Source organism: Variovorax sp. V213, from assembly GCF_041154455.1.
Lineage (GTDB): Bacteria > Pseudomonadota > Gammaproteobacteria > Burkholderiales > Burkholderiaceae_C > Variovorax.
The window spans coordinates 2341369-2363461 of sequence record NZ_AP028664.1; the positions used below are offsets into that span (position 1 = coordinate 2341369).

21 protein-coding genes are annotated in these 22093 nt (G+C 68.0%); 15 read left to right on the top strand and 6 right to left on the bottom strand.

Features of this window, described 5'->3' with window-relative positions:
- Nucleotides 1-428: 428 nt before the first annotated feature.
- The 3 genes from bioA to bioD are packed head-to-tail and all read left to right on the top strand — an operon-like array spanning nt 429 to nt 3764.
- The gene (gene bioA / locus ACAM55_RS11200) at nt 429-1832 is read left to right on the top strand and encodes an adenosylmethionine--8-amino-7-oxononanoate transaminase (RefSeq protein ID WP_369656066.1); all 1404 of its coding nucleotides are present in this window, start codon (nt 429-431) and stop codon (nt 1830-1832) included.
- The gene (gene bioF / locus ACAM55_RS11205; RefSeq protein WP_369656067.1) at nt 1816-3048 is read left to right on the top strand and encodes an 8-amino-7-oxononanoate synthase; all 1233 of its coding nucleotides are present in this window, start codon (nt 1816-1818) and stop codon (nt 3046-3048) included. Before bioA ends, bioF begins: the two co-directional genes overlap by 17 nt.
- Nucleotides 3045-3764, top strand: coding sequence for a dethiobiotin synthase (gene bioD, locus ACAM55_RS11210; protein WP_369656068.1), 720 nt, complete (start codon nt 3045-3047; stop codon nt 3762-3764). Before bioF ends, bioD begins: the two co-directional genes overlap by 4 nt.
- Here the strand turns inward: bioD and ACAM55_RS11215 are convergent.
- Nucleotides 3747-4805, bottom strand: coding sequence for an aldo/keto reductase (locus ACAM55_RS11215; protein ID WP_369656069.1), 1059 nt, complete (start codon nt 4803-4805; stop codon nt 3747-3749). The genes bioD and ACAM55_RS11215 overlap by 18 nt on opposite strands.
- Before the next feature lie 222 nt (nt 4806-5027).
- On the opposite strand from ACAM55_RS11215, the gene ACAM55_RS11220 reads away from it, so the two are divergent.
- Entirely contained in the window at nt 5028-6020 is a 993-nt protein-coding gene (locus ACAM55_RS11220) for an AraC family transcriptional regulator N-terminal domain-containing protein (protein ID WP_369656070.1), read from the top strand.
- 18 nt (nt 6021-6038) lie between these two features.
- Here ACAM55_RS11220 and ACAM55_RS11225 read toward each other — a convergent pair whose 3' ends face one another.
- Nucleotides 6039-6482: a universal stress protein gene (locus tag ACAM55_RS11225; protein WP_369656071.1), complete on the bottom strand. Its 444-nt coding sequence runs from the start codon at nt 6480-6482 to the stop codon at nt 6039-6041.
- Nucleotides 6483-6589: 107 nt separating this feature from the next.
- Between ACAM55_RS11225 and ACAM55_RS11230 the strand changes: the two genes are divergently transcribed.
- The 11 genes from ACAM55_RS11230 (at nt 6590) to ACAM55_RS11280 (ending at nt 16456) form a co-directional block, all read left to right on the top strand.
- Nucleotides 6590-8926, top strand: a complete 2337-nt coding sequence (locus tag ACAM55_RS11230; protein ID WP_369656072.1) for a heavy metal translocating P-type ATPase — start codon at nt 6590-6592, stop codon at nt 8924-8926.
- A complete protein-coding gene (gene ccoS / locus ACAM55_RS11235; protein ID WP_369656073.1) occupies nt 8926-9063 on the top strand; it encodes a cbb3-type cytochrome oxidase assembly protein CcoS in 138 nt (45 codons plus the stop codon). The genes ACAM55_RS11230 and ccoS overlap by 1 nt, the downstream gene beginning before the upstream one ends.
- 65 nt (nt 9064-9128) lie before the next feature.
- The gene (ccoN, locus tag ACAM55_RS11240) at nt 9129-10568 is read left to right on the top strand and encodes a cytochrome-c oxidase, cbb3-type subunit I (RefSeq protein WP_369656074.1); all 1440 of its coding nucleotides are present in this window, start codon (nt 9129-9131) and stop codon (nt 10566-10568) included.
- A 9-nt stretch (nt 10569-10577) separates the two neighbouring features.
- Nucleotides 10578-11210, top strand: a complete 633-nt coding sequence (gene ccoO, locus ACAM55_RS11245; RefSeq protein ID WP_369656075.1) for a cytochrome-c oxidase, cbb3-type subunit II — start codon at nt 10578-10580, stop codon at nt 11208-11210.
- Nucleotides 11211-11223: 13 nt separating this feature from the next.
- Nucleotides 11224-11364 carry a cbb3-type cytochrome oxidase subunit 3 gene (locus ACAM55_RS11250; protein ID WP_369656076.1) on the top strand — a complete coding sequence of 47 codons (141 nt, stop codon included), beginning with the start codon at nt 11224-11226 and terminating at the stop codon, nt 11362-11364.
- 16 nt (nt 11365-11380) lie between these two features.
- Nucleotides 11381-12292 carry a cytochrome-c oxidase, cbb3-type subunit III gene (gene ccoP / locus ACAM55_RS11255; RefSeq protein ID WP_369656077.1) on the top strand — a complete coding sequence of 304 codons (912 nt, stop codon included), beginning with the start codon at nt 11381-11383 and terminating at the stop codon, nt 12290-12292.
- 19 nt (nt 12293-12311) lie between these two features.
- The gene (gene ccoG, locus ACAM55_RS11260; RefSeq protein ID WP_369656078.1) at nt 12312-13772 is read left to right on the top strand and encodes a cytochrome c oxidase accessory protein CcoG; all 1461 of its coding nucleotides are present in this window, start codon (nt 12312-12314) and stop codon (nt 13770-13772) included.
- A 14-nt stretch (nt 13773-13786) separates the two neighbouring features.
- Nucleotides 13787-14083, top strand: coding sequence for a FixH family protein (locus ACAM55_RS11265; RefSeq protein WP_369656079.1), 297 nt, complete (start codon nt 13787-13789; stop codon nt 14081-14083).
- Complete coding sequence (locus tag ACAM55_RS11270) at nt 14080-14331, top strand: hypothetical protein (RefSeq protein WP_369656080.1); 252 nt, start codon at nt 14080-14082, stop codon at nt 14329-14331. The genes ACAM55_RS11265 and ACAM55_RS11270 overlap by 4 nt, the downstream gene beginning before the upstream one ends.
- A complete protein-coding gene (hemN, locus tag ACAM55_RS11275; protein ID WP_369656081.1) occupies nt 14328-15749 on the top strand; it encodes an oxygen-independent coproporphyrinogen III oxidase in 1422 nt (473 codons plus the stop codon). The genes ACAM55_RS11270 and hemN overlap by 4 nt, the downstream gene beginning before the upstream one ends.
- A gap of 2 nt (nt 15750-15751) precedes the next feature.
- Entirely contained in the window at nt 15752-16456 is a 705-nt protein-coding gene (locus tag ACAM55_RS11280; RefSeq protein WP_369656082.1) for a sulfite exporter TauE/SafE family protein, read from the top strand.
- A 10-nt stretch (nt 16457-16466) separates the two neighbouring features.
- Here the strand turns inward: ACAM55_RS11280 and ACAM55_RS11285 are convergent, their stop codons facing one another.
- From ACAM55_RS11285 to ACAM55_RS11300, 4 genes are all read right to left on the bottom strand, one after another.
- Nucleotides 16467-18560 (bottom strand): PAS domain S-box protein, encoded by a 2094-nt coding sequence (locus ACAM55_RS11285; RefSeq protein WP_369656083.1) that lies wholly within the window; start codon nt 18558-18560, stop codon nt 16467-16469.
- Nucleotides 18561-18564: 4 nt separating this feature from the next.
- Entirely contained in the window at nt 18565-19311 is a 747-nt protein-coding gene (locus ACAM55_RS11290; protein WP_369656084.1) for a winged helix-turn-helix domain-containing protein, read from the bottom strand.
- A 103-nt stretch (nt 19312-19414) separates the two neighbouring features.
- Entirely contained in the window at nt 19415-21775 is a 2361-nt protein-coding gene (locus ACAM55_RS11295) for a phosphoketolase (RefSeq protein ID WP_369656085.1), read from the bottom strand.
- Nucleotides 21772-22035: a BON domain-containing protein gene (locus ACAM55_RS11300; RefSeq protein ID WP_369656086.1), complete on the bottom strand. Its 264-nt coding sequence runs from the start codon at nt 22033-22035 to the stop codon at nt 21772-21774. Before ACAM55_RS11300 ends, ACAM55_RS11295 begins: the two co-directional genes overlap by 4 nt.
- Nucleotides 22036-22093 lie beyond the last annotated feature (58 nt).

Sequence of the window (22093 nt, forward strand, 5' to 3'; positions counted from 1 at the left end):
AGGAATGGATGGAGATTTGTTTGTCCGCGCCGCACTCGACTGCCGGTGTGGGAATAGGCCCACGGCGGGCGTCGTCCAAGCCTCATGCCGTGCAGGCTGCCGAGAGGCGAAAGGACCCGCCGTGGGGCCTGGCAGCCAATAGCCGAAATCGGACATCCGTGTGTCCGATGTCAAGAATTGCCGCCTCAAGACGTGTGAGAACTCGATACTCCGCTGCCATCTTTATCGCCTGCAAGACAACTTGCATGACTCTCACGAGGCGGCCTGCGCACGGGAAACCGTCCAGTTGCACGGGCTTGGTCTGAATGGGCCGCCTACGCCGGCCAACGTCGTTCAAATGCGCGTCTTTTCGCGCTCGATCCAGCGGTTTGCCGCGCCGGATTTGCACCGATACGATCCCGCGCCTTGCCCCTCAAAGGAATGCGCGGATGCCGCCAACGATTGCTTCTCCCTCGACCTTCGCACCGTCGAAAAACGCCGGCTGGCAGCAGCGCAGCCGGCGCCATGTCTGGCATCCCTGCACGCAGAGCATCCGGCTCGAAGCGGTGCCGCCGCTGCCGATCGCACGCGGCGAGGGCGTCTGGCTGTTCGACCACGACGGACGCCGCTATCTCGACGCGACGAGTTCCTGGTGGGTCAATCTCTTCGGCCATGCGCATCCGGCCATCAACGCGGCGCTGAAGGACCAGATCGACACGCTCTCGCATGTGATGCTTGCCGGCTGCACGCATGCACCGGCCGTCGAGCTGGCCGAGCGGCTTGCCGCGCTGACCGGCCATGCGCTGGGCCATTGCTTCTATGCCTCCGATGGCGCCTCGGCCGTGGAGATCGCGTTGAAGATGAGCTTTCACGCCTGGCGCAATGCGGGCCGCGGCGGCAAGCAGAACTTCGTCGCGCTGCGGCACGGCTACCACGGCGAAACGCTGGGCGCGCTGCATGTGACCGACGTGCCGGTGTTCCGCGACGCCTATGCGCCGCTGCTCGCCAATGCGCACCTCGTTGCCTCGCCCGATGCTCGGGCCGCACTGCCGGGCGAAAAAGCAGCCGCCGTGGCCCGGCGCGCCGCCGCCGAGCTCGAAGCGCTGCTGGCCGAACGGCATGCATCGATCGCCGCCGTGATCGTCGAGCCGCTGGTGCAATGCGCCACCGGCATGGCGATGCACGACCCGGAATACCTGCGCCTCGTGCGTGCGCTGTGCGACCGCTACGAGGTGCATCTCATCGCCGACGAGATCGCCGTGGGCTGCGGTCGCGCCGGCACTTTCTTCGCGTGCGAGCAGGCCGGCATCTGGCCCGACTTTCTTTGCCTTTCCAAGGGCATCAGCGGCGGCTACCTGCCGCTTGCGCTGGTGATGACGCGCGATGCCATCTACGAAGGCTTCGTCGACGACGACGTGGCGCGCAGCTTCCTGCATTCCCATTCGTACACCGGCAACGCGCTGGCCTGCCGCGCGGCGCTCGCGACGCTCGACCTGTTCGAGCGCGAGGACGCGCTGCAGCGCAACCGCACCCGTGCCCAACGGGTGATCGGCCGGCTGCGCGAAGGGCTCCACGGGATGCCCGTCGATCACCTGCGCCAGCGCGGAATGATCACGGCCTTCGACGTGCGCGAGCCCGGTGTCCGCTTCGCGGAGCGCTTTCATCTTGCCGCGCGGGCGAACGGACTGCTGATGCGCCCCATTGGTTCGACCGTCTACCTCATGCCGCCGTATGCGATTGGAGAGGACGAAATCGACCTGCTGGTCGATGGCACGCTGGCCGCGCTGCAAGCGGTGGCCGCGCCCACCCACGCAAACCATGAAGAAGGAGGCCGCGATGTCGCGCTTGCTTGAACGCCTGCAGGACGAGATCACCGCCCTCGACGCGAAGTCGCTGCGCCGCCGCCGGCAGATCGCCGAGACGGCCTGCGCACCCGAGCAATCCCTGACGCTGGCCGGCGCGGCCGCGCCGCGCACCATGCTCGGCTTCAGCAGCAACGACTACCTCGGTCTCGCCGCGCATCCGGCGCTGGCTGCCGCACTGGCCGAAGGTGCGGCGCGCTATGGCACGGGCAGCGGCGGGTCGCACCTGATCCTCGGCCACTCGCGCGCGCATGCCGAGCTCGAGGAGCGGCTGGCCGGCTGGATGGCGCCGTTCATCCCGGAGGCGCGGAGCCTGTTCTTCTGCACGGGCTACATGGCCAACCTTGCGGTGCTGTCGGCGCTGGGCGGCGCCGAGGCAGTGATCTTCTCCGAATCGCTCAACCATGCGTCGCTGATCGACGGTGCGCGGCTGGCCAAGGCGCGGGTCGAGCGCTATGCGCATTGCGACGTGGCCGCGCTCGATGCCCAACTCGGTGCCTGCGATGCGCCGGTCAAGCTGATCGTGAGCGATGCGGTCTTCAGCATGGACGGCAACATCGCGCCGGTGGCCGAACTGCTCGCACTGGCGGAGCGCCATGACGCCTGGCTCGTGCTGGACGACGCGCACGGCTTCGGCGTGCTGGGCGCCACGGGCCGGGGCGTGCTGCAGGCCATGGGCCTGCGCTCGGAGCGGCTGGTGCTCATCGGCACGCTCGGCAAGGCGGCCGGGGTGTCGGGCGCCTTCGTGGCGGCGCACCGCACCGTCATCGACTACCTCGTGCAGCGGGCGCGGCCCTACATCTTCACCACCGCCGCGCCGCCGGCCATCGCGCACGCGCTGCTCGCAAGCCTCGCGCTGATCGAAGGCGAGGAAGGCAAGGTGCGCCGCGCCCGTTTGAAGGCGCGCATCGCCCAACTGCGCCGGGGCCTCGAGGCGATCCTGCCGCCGGACGGCAGCGCCTGGCTGCCGGATTCGCCCACCGCCATCCAGCCGCTGATCTTGGGCGACAACGCGCGCGCGATGCAGACCATGGCGCAGCTCGACGCCCGCGGCCTGCGCGTCGGTGCGATCCGCCCGCCGACCGTGCCCGCCGGCACCGCACGACTGCGCATCACGCTGTCGGCCAGCCACAGCGAGGCCGACGTGGCGCGGCTGCTCGACGCCTTGGGCGAAGCATTGGAAGAGCCCTGGAAGGCGGCCGCATGACGCGCCGCTGGTTCATCACCGGCACCGACACAGGCGTCGGCAAGACGCTGGCCAGCAGCGCCATGCTGAGCCTGCTGGCCGCATCGGGCCTGCGGGCGGTCGGCATGAAGCCGGTGGCCGCAGGCCTGGAGCTGATCGACGGTGGTTGGCGCAACGATGACGTCGAGCAACTGCACGCGGCCGGCAATGTCGATGCGCCGTTGGCCTTGCGCTGCCCGTACCTGCTGCGCGCGCCGGTGTCGCCGCACCTGGCGGCGCGGGAGGAGGGCGTGCGCATCGAGTTGCCGCCGCTGCTGTCGGCCTTCGCGGCGTTGTCGCAGTGCGCCGACGCGGTGGTCGTCGAAGGCGTGGGCGGGTTCTGCGTGCCTTTCGGCGACGACCTCGACAGCGCCGACCTGGCCGTGGCGCTGGGCCTGCCGGTGATCCTCGTGGTCGGGCTGCGGCTCGGCTGCCTGAACCACGCGCTGCTCACGGCGGAAGCCATCCGGGCGCGCGGCCTCATGCTGGCGGGGTGGGTCGCGAGTGTCATCGAGCCGGGGATGCTGGCACCCGAGGCCAACCTCCAGACCCTGCGCGGCCGGCTCGGTGCGCCCTTGCTCGGCGTCGTGCCGCACCTGGCCGAGCCCGATGCGGCAAGCGCCGCGCGGCACCTCGATCTGCGCGCATTGCGCGCCACCGCGGCCCACGCCGCACGGCGGTCAGCCGCGCTGGCCTGACTCGGCGAGCCGCTTCGCCCGTGCGCCGCCCTGGCGTTCGAGCATCCAGCCCGGGTACTCGGACGGCAGCGCACTCACCTTGTCGAGCGCGCCCAGCGCGTCGGCATCGAGCCGGATGGCCGTGGCGGCGATGTTGTCGTCCAGCTGCTCGATGCGCTTGGCGCCGACGATCACGCTGGTTACCACCTGCTGGTGCAGCAGCCATGCGAGCGCGATCTGCGCCACCGAGACCTTGCGCGCCTCGGCCAGCTGGCGCATCACGTCGATGCAGTCGTAGGCGCGCTCGACGTTCACGGGCGGAAAGTCGAAGGTGGTGCGGCGGCTGCCTTTCTCGGCTTCGCCCGCCTCGATATGGCGTCCGTATTTGCCGCTCAGGAGGCCGCCCGCCAGCGGGCTCCAGACCATCAGGCCCAGGTTTTCGCTCTGCAGCATGGGCGCCAGTTCGCGTTCCAGGTCGCGGCCGGCAATGGTGTAGTAGGCCTGCAGCGATTCGAAGCGCGCGAGCCCCTGCCGCTCGGCAATGCCCAGCGCCTTCATGATCTGCCACGCGGCCCAGTTCGAAACGCCCACATAGCGCACGTGGCCTTGCTGCACCAGGTTGTCCAGCGCGCGCACGGTTTCCTCGATGGGCGTCACCGGGTCGAAGCCGTGGATCTGGTACAGGTCGATGTGGTCCAGCTGCAGGCGCTTCAGGCTGGCCTTCACACCGTCCATGATGTGATAGCGCGAGGCGCCGGCCGAATTGGGGCTCTTGCCGGTTTCGCCCAGCACCTTGGTGGCGACCACCACGTTCTCGCGCGGCACCTTGAGGTTCTTCAGCGCCTGGCCGGTGATGGTTTCCGAGAGCCCTTCGGAGTACACGTCGGCGGTGTCGATGAAGTTGATGCCGGCGTCCAGCGCACGGCCCACCAGGCTTTCCGCCTCGGACTGCTGGAGGTTGCCGATGTGTCCCCAGATGCCGCTCGCGCCGCCGAAGGTCATGGTGCCGAGGCAGAGTTCGGAAACGAACAGGCCGGTGCGGCCGAATTTGCGGTATTGCATCGCTCATTCCTTTGCTGGATGGTGAGATTCCCCGGAGGGCCTGGCAAAAGTATCCGGCCGGCGGCGGCCGGGTGGCCAGCGCGTTCCTGCAAAGTCTTTGCCTATTTCTCCAGACCTCCGCCGGCGCCGTGCAGATTCGCGGATGCGGCGCTAAGCTTTGAACCACCCGATCCTCCACGTCGCCTCCGGGCGCCGTGAATCACCTGTGTCAAGGTCCTGAACATGTCCGACGAAACACCCGAAATTGCTGCCGCCATTGCCCAGCCGATGCCGCTGGACCCGCAGCTCGACGAAGCCAGGAAGGAACTGGTGGCGCTGATCAACCGCATCACGCGCGGCCAGGACGGCACCGTGGAAACGCCCGTGGCCGGCCTGCAGGTGTTCTGCATCAGCAAGCCCGACGGTCCCAAGCATGCCTTCGCGACCCCGGCGCTCGGGCTGATCGCGCAGGGCTCCAAGCGGATCATCGTGGGCGACGACATCTATGTGTACGACCCGATGCACTACCTGGTGACCTCGGTCGACCTGCCGGTGTGCGGCCAGGTGCGCCTGACGAGCGACAACGAACCCTACCTCGGCGTGCGGCTGGAGCTTGCGATCGACGACATCGGCGAACTCATCGGCGACGAGAAGCTGCCCGCGAAGGCCAATGCGCCCGCGTCGCGCGGCATGTACGTCAACCGCATCGCCATGCCGGTGCTGGAGCCGGTGCTGCGGCTGCTGCGGCTGGCCGAAACGCCCGAGGACGTGCCGATCATGGCGCCGCTCATCAAGCGCGAGATCATGTACCGCCTGCTGGTGAACGGGGAGGGCGCGCGCCTGCGGCAGATCGCGCTGCAGGACAGCCACACCCAGCGCGTGGCCAAGGCCATCAGCGCGCTGCGCGTCAACTATGCACAGTCGCTGCGCATCGAGGACATGGCGCGCGCGGTGCACATGAGCGTGTCGTCGTTCCACCATCACTTCAAGGCCGTGACCGCCATGAGCCCGCTGCAGTACCAGAAGCAGCTCCGGCTGCAGGAGGCGCGCCGCCAGATGCTGATGGCCGGTGTCGACGTGGCGAGCGCGGCGCACAGCGTGGGCTATGAAAGCCCGTCGCAGTTCGCCCGCGAGTACAGCCGGATGTTCGGTGCGCCGCCGCTGCGCGACAAGCGGCGCTGGCTCAGCGAAGCGCAGAACGACGCCATCGGCGCCGCGTCGGTGCAGGCCGCCTGACGCGAGGGCCGCTGCGGCCTAACGCAGCACGAGCACAGGCAGCGTGGAGTGCGTCAGCACGTGCTGCGTCTCGCTGCCCAGCAGCAGCCGCTTGATGCCCTTGCGGCCGTGCGAGGCCATCACGATCAGGTCGCACTTGTGCTTCTTTGCCGTGGCGACGATCGACTCGGCCACCAGGTCCGAGTTGGCGATGGCCGTCTTCAGCTGCACGCCGCTGGCGGCCGCACGCGTCTCCACCGCATCCAGCATGCCCTGCGCCTTGTCGGCCCACTGCTTTTCCACCCGCGCGATGTCCTCGGGCGAGAACGACATGGCCCCGTCGAAGTAGCTCTTCGGGTAGCGCGGCACCACGGTGAGCGCGATGAGGTCGGCGTCGTGCCGGGTCGCGAGCGCGATGGCGCTGTTGACGGCCTTCTTCGAGAGCGTGGAGCCGTCGGTGGCCACGAGAATGCGCTTGAACATGGTCTTCTCTCATTGGAGGAAATGTGCCCCCAGCTTAGGCAGCCGGCCGCCCGCGCCGGTTGATGCAGATCAAACGGCGGCGTGGCCGCGGCCCTTAGCCTTGCCCGATGCAAGCTGCGCTCGCCCCTTTTTCTCCGGCCGCCGCGCTCCCACGGGCACCCCGTGAAGAGTGGCAGGTGCTCGACGATTCTTCCGAATGGCCGGCTTTCGGCCGCACCCTCGACGATGGCGCAGCCGCGGCGGGGCGATGGGAGTCGCAGGTCTCCGTGGAAGGCATGCACTGTGCGACCTGCGGCCTTGCGGTCGAGACGGCGCTGCTGCGTGTGCCCGGCGTGCTCGAAGTGCAGGTCAATGCCGCGAGCCGGCGCGCGCGCGTGGTGTGGTCCGCCGCGCTGACTCGGCCTTCGCGCTGGTTCGAGTCGTGCGAGGCCGCGGGCTACCGGCTGGTGCCGGCCGCGGACAGCTCCGCGCACGAGCGCCGTTCGCGCGAGCTGCGGCTCGCGCTGTGGCGCTGGCTGGTGTCGGGCTTTTGCATGATGCAGGTGATGATGTATGCCTACCCGGCCTACATCGCGCAGCCCGGCGAGATGACGGCGGATGCCGCGCAGCTGCTGCGCTGGGCCTCGTGGGTGCTCACGCTGCCCGTACTTTTCTTTTCCTGCGGCCCGTTCTTTCGCAGCGCGTGGCGCGACCTTCGCCATGGGCGCATCAGCATGGACCTGCCGGTGGCCTTCGGCATCGCCATTGCCTTCGCGGTCAGCACCGCGGCCACCTTCGACAGCGCGGGCGTGCTGGGCCACGAGGTGTATTTCGACTCGCTGACCATGTTCGTGTTCTTCCTGCTCACCGGCCGCTGGCTCGAGGCGCGGTTGCGGGACCGCACGGCCGGTTCGCTCGAGGCCGTGATGAACCGCCTGCCCGACAGCATCGAACGCCTCGAGGCCGATGGCGGCTGGCAGCGCGTGGCCGTCCGGCGCCTGGCCGCGGGCGACGTGGTGCGGGTGCGCCCCGGCGAGGCCTTTCCGGCCGACGGCGTGCTGATCGACGGCGGCACCAGCACCGACGAGGCGCTGCTCACCGGCGAGTCCCGCCCCGTGCCACGGGCGCAAGGCGAGCGCGTGCTGGCGGGCAGCCACAATCTCTCGGCCACGGTGCAGGTGCGCATCGAATCGGTGGGCGAGGGCACGCGCTTCGCGCAGATCGTGCGACTGATGGAAAGCGCCGCGCTGGGCAAGCCGCGCCTGGCCCAGCTGGCCGACCGGATCGCACGGCCGTTCCTCATTTTCGTGCTGGCGTCGGCCGCCGGGGCCGCGGCCTTCTGGTGGCATGCCGATTCGGGCAAGGCCCTGATGGTGGCGGTGGCGGTACTGATCGTGACCTGCCCATGCGCGCTGTCCCTTGCCACGCCGGCCGCCATGCTCGCAAGCGCGGGGGCACTGGCGCGCGGCGGCGTGCTGACGTCGAACCTGCAGGCGCTGGAGGCGCTGGCCTCGGTCGATACGGTGGTGTTCGACAAGACGGGCACGCTGACCGGCGACACCCCGCGCCTCGAGCGCGTGTACTGCCGGCAGGGCCTGCGCCCGGGCGACGCGCTGGAGATCGGCGCCGCGCTCGGCGCGCATTCGCTGCATCCCGGTGCCCGCGCGCTGGTGAACGCATGGAACGTGCAGTTCCGTTCGCCACCCGCCTGGGAAGTGACGCAGCCCGCCGAACTGGCGGGCCTCGGCCTCGAAGGCCTGCTGCGCCGAAGCCCGAGCGCCGACGGGTCCGCCCAGCGTGTGCGACTGGGCTCCGCTGGCTATTGCAACGTGCCACCGCTGCAGGTCGAAGCGCCGCAGGTTCACCTCAGCGACGAGCAGGGCTGGCTCGCGAGCTTCGTGCTCGCCGAGGAACTGCGCGCGGATGCCGCCGCCGCGGTGGCGGCGCTGCAGGCCGAAGGCATCACGGTGCGCCTGCTCTCCGGCGACCGGGACAGTGCCGCCCGCGAAATCGCAACGCGCGCCGGCATTTCCTTTGCCCAGGGCGGCTGCACGCCCGAAGACAAGCTCGAGGTGCTGTGGCGTCTGCAGGCGGAAGGCCGGCAGGTGGCGATGGTGGGCGACGGCCTGAACGACGGCCCCTCGCTGGCGCGTGCGAATGCTTCTTTCGCCTTCGGCCGCGCGGTACCGCTCTCGCGTGCACGGGCCGACTTCGTCGTGCTCGGCGAAGCGCTCTCGTCCATTCCGCGCACCATCGCGCAGGCGCGGCGAACGCTGCGCGTGGTGCGGCAGAACCTTGCCTGGGCCGCCGGCTACAACGCGCTGTGCGTGCCGCTGGCCATTGCCGGCTGGCTTCCTGCATGGCTCGCCGGGCTGGGCATGGCGGCGAGTTCGCTGGTGGTGGTGCTCAACGCCGCGCGGCTCGCAGCAGCTCACGGCAACGCTGACGCCAGGGCGGGCGGCTGATGGACATCCTCTTTCTCCTGATCCCGCTGTCGGTCGTGCTGGTGCTCGCCATCCTCGGCGGCCTGTGGTGGGCCATCGAGCGTGGGCAATTCGACGATATCGAGTTCGAAGGCGACCGGATCCTGCGCCACGATTGATTTGCATCAAACCGCCCCGGCGTGTGCGCAGGGACACTGCCCGCAGTCCATCAAGAGGCAGCACGATGCAAGAATCCAATCCTCCCGCAGCAGCATACGACGACACCGTCGTGCGGCAACTTTCCCTCATGTCCGTGGTCTGGGGCGTGGTCGGGATGCTCGTCGGCGTGATCATCGCCACCGAGCTCACCTGGCCCGAGTTCAGCCTCGGCATTCCATGGCTCAGCTACGGCCGCCTGCGGCCGCTGCACACCAACGCGGTGATCTTCGCGTTCGGCGGCTGCGCGCTCATGGCCACCAGCTTTCACGTGGTGCAGCGCACCTGCCAGGTCCGGCTGTTCGCGCCGGCGCTCGCATCGTTCGTGTTCTGGGGCTGGCAGGCCGTGATCGTGGCCGCCGCCATCAGCCTGCCGCTGGGCTACACCACGGGCAAGGAATACGCTGAGCTCGAATGGCCGATCGACATCCTGATCGCGGTGGTGTGGGTGGCCTACGCGGTCGTGTTCTTCGGCACCATCGGGATCCGCAAGGTGCGCCACATCTACGTGGCCAACTGGTTCTACGGCGCCTTCATCATCGCGGTGGCGCTGCTGCACATTGTCAACAGCGCCGAGATTCCGGCCGGCTGGATGAAGAGCTACTCGGCCTATGCCGGCGTGCAGGACGCCATGGTGCAGTGGTGGTATGGCCATAACGCAGTGGGCTTCTTCCTCACCGCGGGCTTCCTGGGAATGATGTACTACTACATCCCCAAGCAGGCAGGCCGGCCGGTGTATTCGTACCGGCTCTCCATCGTCCACTTCTGGGCGCTGATCTTCACCTACATGTGGGCCGGCCCGCACCACCTGCACTACACGGCGCTGCCCGACTGGACGCAGTCGCTGGGCATGGTGTTCTCGCTGATCCTGCTCGCGCCGAGCTGGGGCGGAATGATCAACGGCGTGATGACGCTTTCGGGCGCCTGGCACAAGCTGCGCACCGACCCGATCCTTCGCTTTCTCATCGTGGCGCTGTCGTTCTACGGCATGTCGACCTTCGAAGGCCCGATGATGTCGATCAAGACCGTCAACGCCCTGAGCCACTACACCGACTGGACCGTGGGCCACGTGCACTCCGGCGCGCTGGGCTGGGTGGGCTTCATCACCATGGGCTCGCTGTACTACCTGATCCCGCGCATGTACGGCCGCACCACCATGTTCAGCGTGAAGGCCATCGAGGCCCACTTCTGGATGGCCACCATCGGCATCGTGCTCTACATCGCCGCCATGTGGATCGCCGGCGTGATGCAGGGCCTGATGTGGCGTGCCATCAACCCCGACGGCACGCTCACTTACACCTTCGTCGAAAGCGTGAAGGCCACGTTCCCCTTCTACGTGGTGCGGCTGGCCGGCGGCCTGCTGTATCTCGGCGGCATGCTGGTGATGGCCTGGAACGTGTGGATGACCGTGATCTCGGGGCGTTCCGTGCAGGCGTCGATTCCGGCCGTTGCCATTGCCCACGTCTGAGGAACAAGCATGAACCCGAACCCCGAACCCAAGAGCAGCGGCTTCACCCACGAGAAGGTGGAGACCAACAACCTGCTGATGATCGTGCTGATTCTCGTGGTCGTCGCCATCGGCGGCCTGGTCGAGATCGTGCCGCTTTTCTTCCAGAAGTCGACCACCGAGCCTATTGAGGGCCTGAAGCCGCACACGGCGCTGCAGCTCGCCGGCCGCGATGTCTATCTGCGCGAGGGTTGCTACAACTGCCACTCGCAGATGATCCGGCCGTTCCGCTCGGAGACGCTGCGCTACGGCCACTATTCAGTGGCGGGCGAATTCGTCTACGACCACCCCTTTCAGTGGGGCAGCAAGCGCACCGGCCCCGACCTGCACCGCGTGGGCGGCAAGTACAGCGACGAGTGGCAGCGCATCCACCTGAACAACCCGCGCGACCTGGTGCCCGAGTCGAACATGCCGGCCTATTCGTGGCTCGACAAGAGCCTGGTCGACGCCGACGCCATTCCGCGCCGCATGCGCGCGCTGCGCCAGGTCGGCGTGCCGTATTCGGACGAAGACATCGCCCGCGCGGCCGAAGACGTCCGCGGCAAGACCGAGCTGGACGCGACGGTGGCGTATCTGCAATCGCTGGGCCTCGCGCTCAAGTAAGGAGCACCGAACCATGATCGATATCACCACCCTGCGCGTTGCCGCCACCGTGCTTTGCTTTGCGCTCTTCCTCGGCATCGTGGCCTGGGCGTATGCCCGCCGCAACGCATCGCGCTTCGAGGAAGCCGCCCATTTGCCGTTCGAGCAAGACTGAAGAAGAGGGGCCCACGATGAGCGATTTCGTCAACAACTTCTGGTCGAACTACATTGCGGCCGGCACGGTCCTGAGCATCCTCGGATGCATGCTGTTGCTGTGGCTCACCGCGCGCAAGCGCGTGGCGTCCGATGCGGACAACACCACCGGCCACGTCTGGGACGAGGACCTGCGCGAGTCCAACAATCCGCTGCCCATGTGGTGGGTCGGCCTGTTCGTGATGACCATCTTCTTCGCGGTCGGGTACCTGGTGGTCTTTCCCGGCCTGGGCAGCTTCAGCGGCCAGGCGAACTGGAGCACCAGGACTGAATATGACGCCGAAGTGGACAAGGCCAACAAGGCGCTGGCGCCCGTCTACGCGAGCTACGCCGGCATGTCGATGGAAGACGTTGCGCGCGAACCCAAGGCCATGGCCATCGGCGAACGCCTGTTCATGAACAACTGCTCCCAGTGCCACGGGTCCGACGCGCGCGGCAGCAAGGGCTTTCCCAACCTGACCGACAAGGACTGGCTGCACGGCGGCACGCCCGAGAAGATTGCCGAGACCATCACCAAGGGCCGCACCGGCGTGATGCCGCCCATGGCAGCGGCGGTCGGCACGCAGGAAGAGGTGAAGAACCTGGCGAACTACGTGCTGAGCCTTTCCGGCGCGCCGCACGACTCGGTGCGCGCCGGCCTCGGCAAGTCCAAGTTCACGGTGTGCGCCGCCTGCCACGGCATCGGCGGTGTCGGCAACCAGGCCGTGGGTGCGCCCAACCTCAGCGACAAGATCTGGCTGCACGGCTTCGGCGAGGCGGCCATCGTGCAGATCGTCAATGCCGGCAAGCACAGCGAAATGCCGGCACAGGAAGGTCGCCTGACCGAGGCGCAGATCAAGCTGCTCGCTTCCTATGTCTGGGGTTTCTCCAACCCCGCGACCGGACCCTGACATCCGCCGCCGTCTGATCATGGATTCATCCGCCCCCGTCTCCGCACCGGCTCCTGCAGCCAGCCGCGGTGCGCGCAAGATCATCCCCATCGTTCCGGTCGAGGGCGATTCGGTGGGCCTGTACGAGGCCACGAAGAAGATCTATCCGCGCACCGTGCGCGGCATGTTCGCGCGCTGGCGCTGGGCCATGGTCTTCCTGACCCAGCTGGTGTTCTATGGCCTGCCGTGGGCGGAGTGGGGCGAGCGGCAACTGGTGCTGTTCGACCTGGCCTCGCGGCGCTTCTACATCTTCGGCCTGGTGCTGTACCCGCAGGACCTGATCTATCTCTCGGGCCTGCTGGTGGTCAGCGCGCTGGCGCTTTTTCTCTTCACCGCCGTGGCCGGGCGGCTGTGGTGCGGCTACGCCTGCCCGCAGACCGTCTACACCGAGATCTTCATGTGGGTGGAACACAAGATCGAGGGCAACCGCACGGCGCGCATACGGCTCGACGCCGAACCGATGTCGCTGGAGAAGCTGGTCAAGAAGTGGTTCAAGCACCTGGTGTGGATCGGCATCGCGCTGTGGACCGGCTTCACCTTCGTGGGCTACTTCACGCCCATTCGCGAGCTGGGCATGGCGTTCCTGCAGACCCGCATGGGCTCGTGGGAGGTGTTCTGGGTTTTCTTCTACGGCTTTGCGACGTATGGCAACGCGGGCTTCATGCGCGAGCAGGTGTGCAAGTACATGTGCCCCTATGCGCGCTTCCAGAGCGCCATGTTCGACCGCGACACGCTCATCGTCACCTACGACCCGAAGCGGGGCGAGCCGCGCGCCCCGAGGCGCAAGGGCCTCGACCCGCGCAGCGTGGCGCTGGGCGACTGCATCGACTGCGGGCTTTGCGTGCAGGTGTGCCCCACGGGCATCGACATCCGCAAGGGCCTGCAATACGAATGCATCGGCTGCGGGCTTTGCGTGGACGCCTGCGACACGGTGATGCAGAAGATGGCCTATGCGCCGCGGCTGATCCGCTACGACACGCAAAACGGCATGGAGGCCGGATGGACGCGCCGCCAGCTGCTGCGCCGCGTGCTGCGCCCGCGCGTGCTGGTCTACACCGCCATCCTCGCGCTGCTGGTGGCGGGGCTCCTGGCCAGCCTCGTCGCGCGCACGCCGCTGAAGGTCGACGTGGTGCGCGACCGCGCATCGCTGGCCCGCATCGTCGAGGGCGGCCGGCTCGAGAACGTCTACCGGCTCCAGATCATGAACGCCACCGAGGAGGCACGCCACTACCGGATTGCCGCGCATGGCATCGAAGGACTGAGCATTTCGCCCGGCGAGCGCGTCACGATCGATGCGGCCCAGTCGCGCTGGTTGGCCGTGCGCCTGCAGGTTCCCTATGGCGTGGTGCCGTCCGGTTCGCACACGGTGCACTTCGACATCCGGGACGAGGAGGGCGGGGACGAGGTGTCCGAGAAAGCGGTCTTCCTGGTGCCGCGCTGAAACAAGGAATCGCAATGAAAGCAACGAAGAACGGATGGACGGAGACAACGGGCGAGAAACCATGGTGGCGCTATCCGCTGCTCTGGATGGTGATTGCCGGGCCCGCGCTGGTGGTGGTCGCGAGCTTCGTGACCTTCTGGTTTGCGTGGGGAAGCCAGGACCCGCTGGTGTCGGAAGACTACTACCGCCGCGGCGTCGAAATCAACAAGACCCTGGCGGACAAGAAACTGATGCCTGCCGTCACCGGCAGGAACCATGCGGCCACGCCCGACGAAGCCGTGCCGCTGCCGCGCCGCGAGGCCAAGCCATGACCTGGTCGCGCCAGCTCATTGGCGTTCTGTGGCCGGCCTTCCTGCTGGCCTGCGCCATCGAGATCCTGGTCTTCGCGATGGTCGATCCGGCCGATCTGCACTGGGGCGGCGACGCGCTGCGCATGTCGCGCCAAGGCGTCTACACCCTGGCATTCTTCATTTTCTGGGCCATGGCGGCGGCTTCGAGCGCATTCACCGCGCTCTTGGCCATGCCGCCGTCCCGCGACATTCCCGAGCATCCACAATGACCTCGACTAACACTGCCTTCCTCGACCGCGCCGTCGTTTCAGGCGCGGCGCCCCTGTCGACCGCGTTGCTGCGGCAGTTCGATGTCGCAGGGCCGCGCTACACCTCGTACCCGACGGCGGACCGCTTCGTCGAGGCCTTCGATGCCGACGACTACGCGCTGGCGCTGCAGGGCCGGCGAGATGCGGGCGCTTCGGCGGCGCCGCTGTCGCTGTACGTGCACATCCCGTTCTGCGAATCGCTTTGCTATTACTGCGCGTGCAACAAGGTCGTGACGCGGCACCACGAAAAGGCCACCCAATACCTGGCCTACCTGGCGCGCGAAGTCCGGCTCCAGGTCGCGCAGCTCGGGCGCGGCAGCACCGTGAGCCAGCTGCACCTGGGCGGCGGCACGCCCACGTTCCTGAACGATGCCGAACTGGACCAGCTCCTTGCCATGCTGCGCGAGGCCTTCGTCTTTCTTCCCGGCGGCGAGCAGTCCATCGAGATCGACCCCCGCACCGTCGATGCGGCGCGGCTCGCGCACCTGGCGTCGCTGGGCTTCAACCGGCTGAGCTTCGGCGTGCAGGACTTCGATCCCGACGTGCAGAAGGCCGTACACCGCATCCAGCCGGCGCACCGGGTGTTCGACCTGATGGCAGAGGCCCGCGCACTGGGCTTCCAGTCGATCAACGTCGACCTGATCTACGGCTTGCCGCGCCAGAACGAGGCGTCGTTCGACCGCACGATGGCGCAGGTCTGCGAACTCCGGCCCGACCGCATTGCGCTCTATGCCTACGCGCACCTGCCCGAGCGCTTCAAGCCGCAGCGGCGCATTGCCGCCGACGAGCTGCCCGATGCGGCGGCGCGGGTGCAGATGCTCGCGCGCGCCGTGGCCACGCTCACCGAGGCTGGCTATGTCTACATCGGCATGGACCATTTCGCGCTGCCGGACGACCCGCTCGCGGTGGCCAAGCGGGAAGGGCGGCTGCATCGCGACTTCCAGGGCTACAGCACCCAGCCCGACGGCGACCTGGTGGCGCTCGGCGTTTCCGCCATCGGCCGCGTCGGTGCCACCTACAGCCAGAACGTAAAGACCATCGACGGCTACTACGACCTGCTGGACCAGGGACGGCTGCCCGTGGTTCGCGGGCTTGCGCTTTCGCGCGACGACCTGTTGCGGCGCGCAGTGATCATGGCCTTGATGTGCAGGGGGCACGTCAATTTCGACACCATGGGTGAAGCGCACCGGGTCGACTTCCGGCACTACTTCGCCACCGAGTTCGCGGCGCTCGGGCCGCTGGCGGCGCAGGGCCTGGTGCGGATGACCGATCACGACATCGACGTGACGCCCCAGGGATGGTTTGTGGTGCGCGCCATCGCCATGGTGTTCGACCGGTATTGCCGCGAGAACCGCACCCGTTTTTCGCGCGTGGTCTGACCATGCAGACCGCACTGGCCGTTGCCGCGTTGCTGATGGGCTTGGCGGGCGGCCCGCACTGCGTGGCCATGTGCGGCGCGGCGTCGGCCGCCGTGATCCGCATGGTGCCCGTGCCGGCCTCGGGGGGCGCGGGCGGCGGCATGGCGTTCTCGGCGCAGGCGGCTTTTCACCTGGGCCGCGTCGCGAGCTATGCCACGGCAGGCGCCATCGCCGCCGCGAGCGTGGACAGCCTGGCACAGGCCAGCACGCAAGTGGCCGCGCTCAGGCCGCTCTGGATGCTGCTGCATGTGTTCGTGTTCGCCTGGGGCGCCATGCTGGCCGCGTCTGGCCGGCAGCCGGTGTGGGCGCAGCGCATCGGCCGCACGCTCGAGGCACGGCTTCGTCCGCTGGCCGGAGGCTCGCCACTCGGCGTGCTCGCGACCGGCGCGCTCTGGGTCGCCATGCCGTGCGGGCTGCTCTATTCGGCGTTGCTTTTGGCCAGCCTGGGCAATGGGCCGTTGCAGGGCGGCGTCGCGATGATGCTGTTCGCCATTGGCAGCGGCCTTTCGCTGGTGCTGGCGCCGTGGCTCTGGCAGAGGCTCAGGTGGAGTGGCGGTGGCGGGCCGCAGGCGTGGGGGGCGCGCCTGGCTGGCGCGCTGCTGGCGGCCGTGGCGTTGCAGGCGCTCTGGCTGGATATCGGCCACCAGATCGAGGCCTGGTGCCGCTGAACGAGCGGCACTAAGGGTGCGCAAGCACCCTGGCCATGGCACGCGCAAGCTCGGCTCGCGTGTAGGGCTTGCGCAGCAGTTCCCAGCTTTGCGGCGCCTCCCGGTCGGCCTCCAGCAACTCCGACGAGAAGCCGGACATGAGCAGAATCGCGAGCTCTGGAAAGCGCTGCTGCGCTTCGGCCGCGAGCCGCGTTCCGCGCATGCCGGGGCCCAGCGCGATGTCGCTCAGCAGAAGGTCGAACGAACCCGCATCGGTTTCCAGGCTCATCAAGGCTTGCTCGGCATTGCCTGCCGCGACCACGCTGCAGCCCAGGGTCGTCAGAAAGGTCTGCACGACCTTGCGCACTTCGGGGTCGTCCTCGACCAGCATCACGCGCAGGCCTGGCGGGATCGTCTGTTCGATGTCTTCCTCTTCCATGGCCGGAACGGCGGTCTCGTCCAGCTGCGGCAGAAAGAGCGTCACGGTGGTTCCGGCGCCCGGCCGGGTGGCGATGGCAATGGCGCCCTTGGACTGCTTCACGAAGCCGTACACCGTGCTCAGGCCCAGGCCCGTGCCGCGGCCGGCTTCCTTGGTGGTGAAGAAGGGCTCGAACGCGCGCTCCTTCACTTCCTCGGTCATTCCTGTGCCGCTGTCGGTGATGGAAATGGCCACGAAGCTGCCGTGCGCATCGCGGTCGCTCAACTCGTTGTGCACTTCGGGCGGCAATGCGCCGCAGGCCTCGGTTCGAAAGTGCAGCGTGCCGCCCTCGGGCATGGCGTCGCGCGCATTGATGGCAATGTTCAACAGCGCCGATTCGAGCTGCCCCGGGTCGGCAAGCACCGGCGGGCAGCTTGGCGCGCTGTCGATCGAAATGTCGATGCGTTGGTCGAGCGTGCGCCGCAGCATGTCGGCCAGGGAGTGCAGCATGGCATGCGTGTCCACGGCATTGGGCTGCAGCATCTGCCGGCGCGAGAAAGCCAGCAGCTTGCCGGTGAGCTCGGCGCCGCGCCGCGAGGCTCGCGCCGCGGCGCCCACCAACTGCTGGGCGTAGCCGTCCTGCGCAATGGAGGGCAGTTCTTCGAGCACCTGCAGATTGCCCTGGATGACGGTGAGCAGGTTGTTGAAGTCATGCGCAATGCCGCCGGTGAGCTGGCCGACGCTTTCGAGCCGCTGCGCGTGGCTGAGCGCCTCTTCGGTCTGCACCCGCTGCAGGCTGGTGGCCAGCAGGTTCGAAAGCGACTCCAGGAACCGGCGTTCCTCGTCGCCGAAGCGCTTGGCCTCGCGGGAGCGAACGGTCAGCACGCCGATGAAGCGGCCGCGATCGTAGAAAGGTACGGCCAGCGCACTGACCAGCCCGGCATCGAGATAGGCCTGCGGCACCGCGAAGCGGCGCTCATTGGCGTAGTCGGCCACCGTCACGGGCTCGCCCTGCGCAAACACGAAGCCGGGCGGTGTGTTCGCGTGGCTCGGAATGCGCGCACCGATTTCTTCGCCGGGCACCAGGCCCACGCCGCTGGCGACGCGGAATTCGAGGCGGCTGTTGTCCAGCAGCAGCACCATGGCCACCTCGACCTCCAGCGCTTCCGCGGCGATGGTGGGCACGTGGTCGAGCACGACCTGCAGGTCGCGCGTGTCCACGGCGAGCCGGCCCAGCTGCGCGAGGTAGTCGCTGTAGCGCGCCCGCTGCAGCGCCTGCTTCACGCGCGGGTAGGCGCCGATGTCGCGAATGGCGGCAACCACGAACGGCAGGCCATGGCTCTGCAGCGGGCTGAGCGCGATCTCGACCATCACCTCGCTGCCGTCCTTGCGCTTGGCAACCAGTTCCATCTGCGTGCCCATGGGCCTCGGGCGTGGCGCCCGGCCGTAGGCTTCGCGGTAGGACGCGTGGCGCGGGCGGATGCTGTCGGGCACCAGGACGTCCACGTTCAGGCCCACCAGTTCATCGACGGCATAGCCCAGCAATACGGCCGCCGAAGGGTTGGCCAGCACGATGCCGCCAGCCTGGTCGACCAGCAGCAGCGAGTCCGGGTAGGAAATGAAAAGCGAACGGAAGACGCTGCTCTCTTCGATGCCCGAGGGCAACCCCGACAGGGCGGCGATGATCGGGGGAGCGGGCGTGTTCATCGGGTCACCCGCGAGCGACGGGCGGAACCAGGATGTAGCCGGCGCCGCGCACCGACTTGATGATCTGCGGATCGTCCGCGTCGGCTTCGATCTTCTTGCGCAGCCGGCCGACCTGTACGTCGATGGTGCGGTCGAAGGGGGCGGCTTCGCGCCCGCGCGTCTGCTCGAGCAGGAAGTCGCGCGACAGCACGCGCCCCGGATGGCGCGCAAACGCGCACAGCAGGTCGAACTCGCCGCCGGTGAGCGCCACGTTCTGCCCTTGCGGATTGGCAAGGCTGCGCGCGGCGACATCGAGCTGCCATCCGGCGAAGCGGAACTTGTCGGAAGGGGCCGGGGTGGCCGGTGCGGATGCGTGCAGGGATGCGTCGGCGGCGTCGCTGGGCGCCAGGCGCCGGAGCACGGCCTTGACCCGCGCCACCAGTTCCCGCAGGTCGAAGGGCTTGGTGACGTAGTCGTCCGCGCCCACCTCCAGGCCCACGACCTTGTCGACCGCATCGCCGCGGCCGGTGACGATGACGAGCCCGCAGCGCCAGTTTTCGCGCATCCGGCGCGCAATGGAAAAACCGTCCTCGCCGGGCAGGCCCAGGTCAAGCAGCACGAGGTCGGCCGGGTCGGTGGCCATCAGGGCCATCAGCGAGGCGCCATCGTGCAGTTGGGTCACTCGGAAACCGTGGCTTTGGAGGTAACCGGCCAGCAGTTGCGTGATGTCGACCTCGTCGTCGAGGACCGCGATGTGAAAGGCGGATGTCATTCGGAAAGCATGGGGTGGGGCGCGAACGCCGCGGCGTCGTTGGGGCCGTGCAAGCGTAGCACGCACGCCGCGGCGCTGCATGCCTTTGGTGCATGCCGCGGGCTCAAGATTTCCAGCGCCAGTCCGAGATCTCCGGCATGTCCTTGCCATGGACGGTGATGTAGGCGCGGTGCTCCAGCAGCTTGTCGCGCAGATGCTGCTGCACATGCCCCGCGCTGTTGCGAAAGCGCTCGACGCGGCCGATGGCATCGGCGGCCAGGTGAAAGCGGTCCAGCCGGTTGAGCACGGTCATGTCGAACGGCGTGGTGGTGGTGCCTTCCTCGCAATAGCCGTGCACGTGGAAATTGTCGTGGTTGGTTCGCTTGTAGGTCAGCCGGTGGATCAGCGAGGGATAGCCGTGGAACGCGAAGATGACGGGGCAATCGGTGGTGAAGATGGCGTCGAAGTCCGCGTCCGAAAGTCCGTGCGGGTGCGCGTTCGGTGCCTGCAGCGCCATCAGGTCGACCACGTTCACCACGCGCACCTTCAGGTCTGGAAGCAGCTCGCGCAGCAGGGCGGCCCCCGCGATGGTTTCCAGCGTGGGCACGTCGCCCGCACAGGCCATCACCACGTCGGGCGTCGTGCCTTCGTCATTGCTGGCCCAGGTCCAGATGCCCAGGCCGACCGTGCAATGGCGCACCGCCGATTCGATGTCCAGCCACTGCGGGGCGGGCTGCTTGCCGGCGACGATCACGTTCACGTAGTCGCGGCTGCGCAGGCAGTGGTCGACCACCGAGAGCAGGGTGTTGGCATCGGGCGGCAGGTACACGCGCACCACCTCCGCCTTCTTGTTGACCACGTGGTCGAGGAAGCCCGGGTCCTGGTGGCTGAAGCCGTTGTGGTCCTGCCGCCAGACATGGCTGGTGAGCAGGTAGTTCAGCGATGCGATCGGCCGCCGCCAGCCGATGCCACGAGTGACCTTGAGCCACTTGGCGTGCTGGTTGAACATCGAATCGATGATGTGGATGAAGGCCTCGTAGCACGAGAAGAAGCCGTGGCGCCCGGTGAGCAGGTAGCCTTCGAGCCAGCCCTGGCAGAGATGCTCGCTGAGCACCTCCATCACCCGGCCGTCGGGTGACACGTGGTCGTCGCCATCCAGTATCTCGGCGGTCGACGTGCGCCCGGTCACCTCGAACAGGGCGCCGAGCCGGTTCGACGCGGTCTCGTCGGGACCCATCACGCGGAAGTTGCGCGCGGCCTCGTTGCGCTGCATCACGTCGCGCAGAAACTCGCCGGCGACGCGCGTGGCTTCCGCGTCCGTTGCGCCGGGCGCGGCCACCGCCACTGCATGGTCGCGGAAGGGCGGCATGGCCAGGTCCTGGAGAAGCAGGCCACCGTTGGCATGCGGATTGGCACTCATGCGTCTCGGCCCCTCCGGGGCGAGCGCGGCAATTTCGGGCCGCAGCGCGCCGTTGGCGTCGAACAGCTCCTCGGGCCGGTAGCTGCGCATCCAGTCTTCGAGCAGGCCGACATGCGCCGGCTTGCCGGCAAAGCCGGTCAGCGGCACCTGGTGCGCGCGGAACGTGCCTTCTACCGGAACCCCGTCCACCTGCCGCGGCCCGGTCCAGCCCTTGGGCGAGCGCAGCACGATCATCGGCCAGCGCGGGCGCTCGCGGAAGCCGTCCTTGCGGGCGCGCGCCTGGATGGCGTGGATGTCGTCCAGCGCCTTGTCCAGCGCGGCCGCCATCAGGCGGTGCATCTGCGCGGGTTCGTGCCCGGAGACGAAGGAGGGCTCGTAGCCGTAGCCCCGCATCAGCTGTGCAAGCTCTTCGTCGCCGATGCGCGCGAGCACCGTGGGGCCGGCGATCTTGTAGCCGTTGAGGTGCAGCACCGGCAGCACGGCGCCATCGGTCGCGGGGTTCAGGAACTTGTTGGAATGCCAGCTTGCCGCGAGCGCGCCGGTCTCCGCCTCGCCGTCGCCGACCACGCAGCAGGCGAGCAGGCCGGGGTTGTCGAACACGGCGCCAAAGGCATGCAGCAGCGAATAGCCCAGCTCTCCGCCTTCATGGATGGAGCCCGGCGTCTCCGGTGCCACGTGGCTCGGAATGCCGCCCGGAAACGAGAACTGCGTGAAGAGCCGTTTCAGGCCTTCGGCGTTCCGGGGGATGTCGGGGTAGACCTCGCTGTAGGTGCCTTCGAGGTAGGTGTTGGCGACCACGCCGGGCCCGCCATGGCCGGGCCCGGCAATGAACAGGGCATCGAGCGCGCGGGCCTTGATGGCCCGGTTCATGTGCGCATAGACGAAGTTGAGGCCGGGCGTCGTGCCCCAGTGGCCCAAGAGGCGCGGCTTGATGTGCGAAAGGCTCAGCTTCTCGCGCAGCAAGGGATTGTCCATCAGGTAGATCTGGCCCACCGAGAGGTAGTTGGCGGCCCTCCACCAGGCGTCGAGCAATGCGAAGTCAGGTTGTTCCGGCACCGCTTTCATCTCTCGACGCCCGGGAGTTCGGCGCCGTTCGCGCAGTCGGCCGCGTCCGCTGCCACGATGAGCTTGTTCACGATGGTGGTGACGCCTTCCGCCCGTCGCACGGCGCGCTCGACCGCGAGCTTCAGGCTTTCGCTGGCGATCTTGCCTTGCAGCGTGACCACGCCGTCTTTCACGCGCACGTCGACGTCGCACCCGAACACCGCCGGGTCCCAGTTCAGCTGGGCAAAGACCTCGTGCCTGAGTTGAATATCGGGGTTCATTTCACACCTTTCAAAAAGGGAGCGCGTGCGGGACGCGCGGCACTGGGCTTTCCGCCAG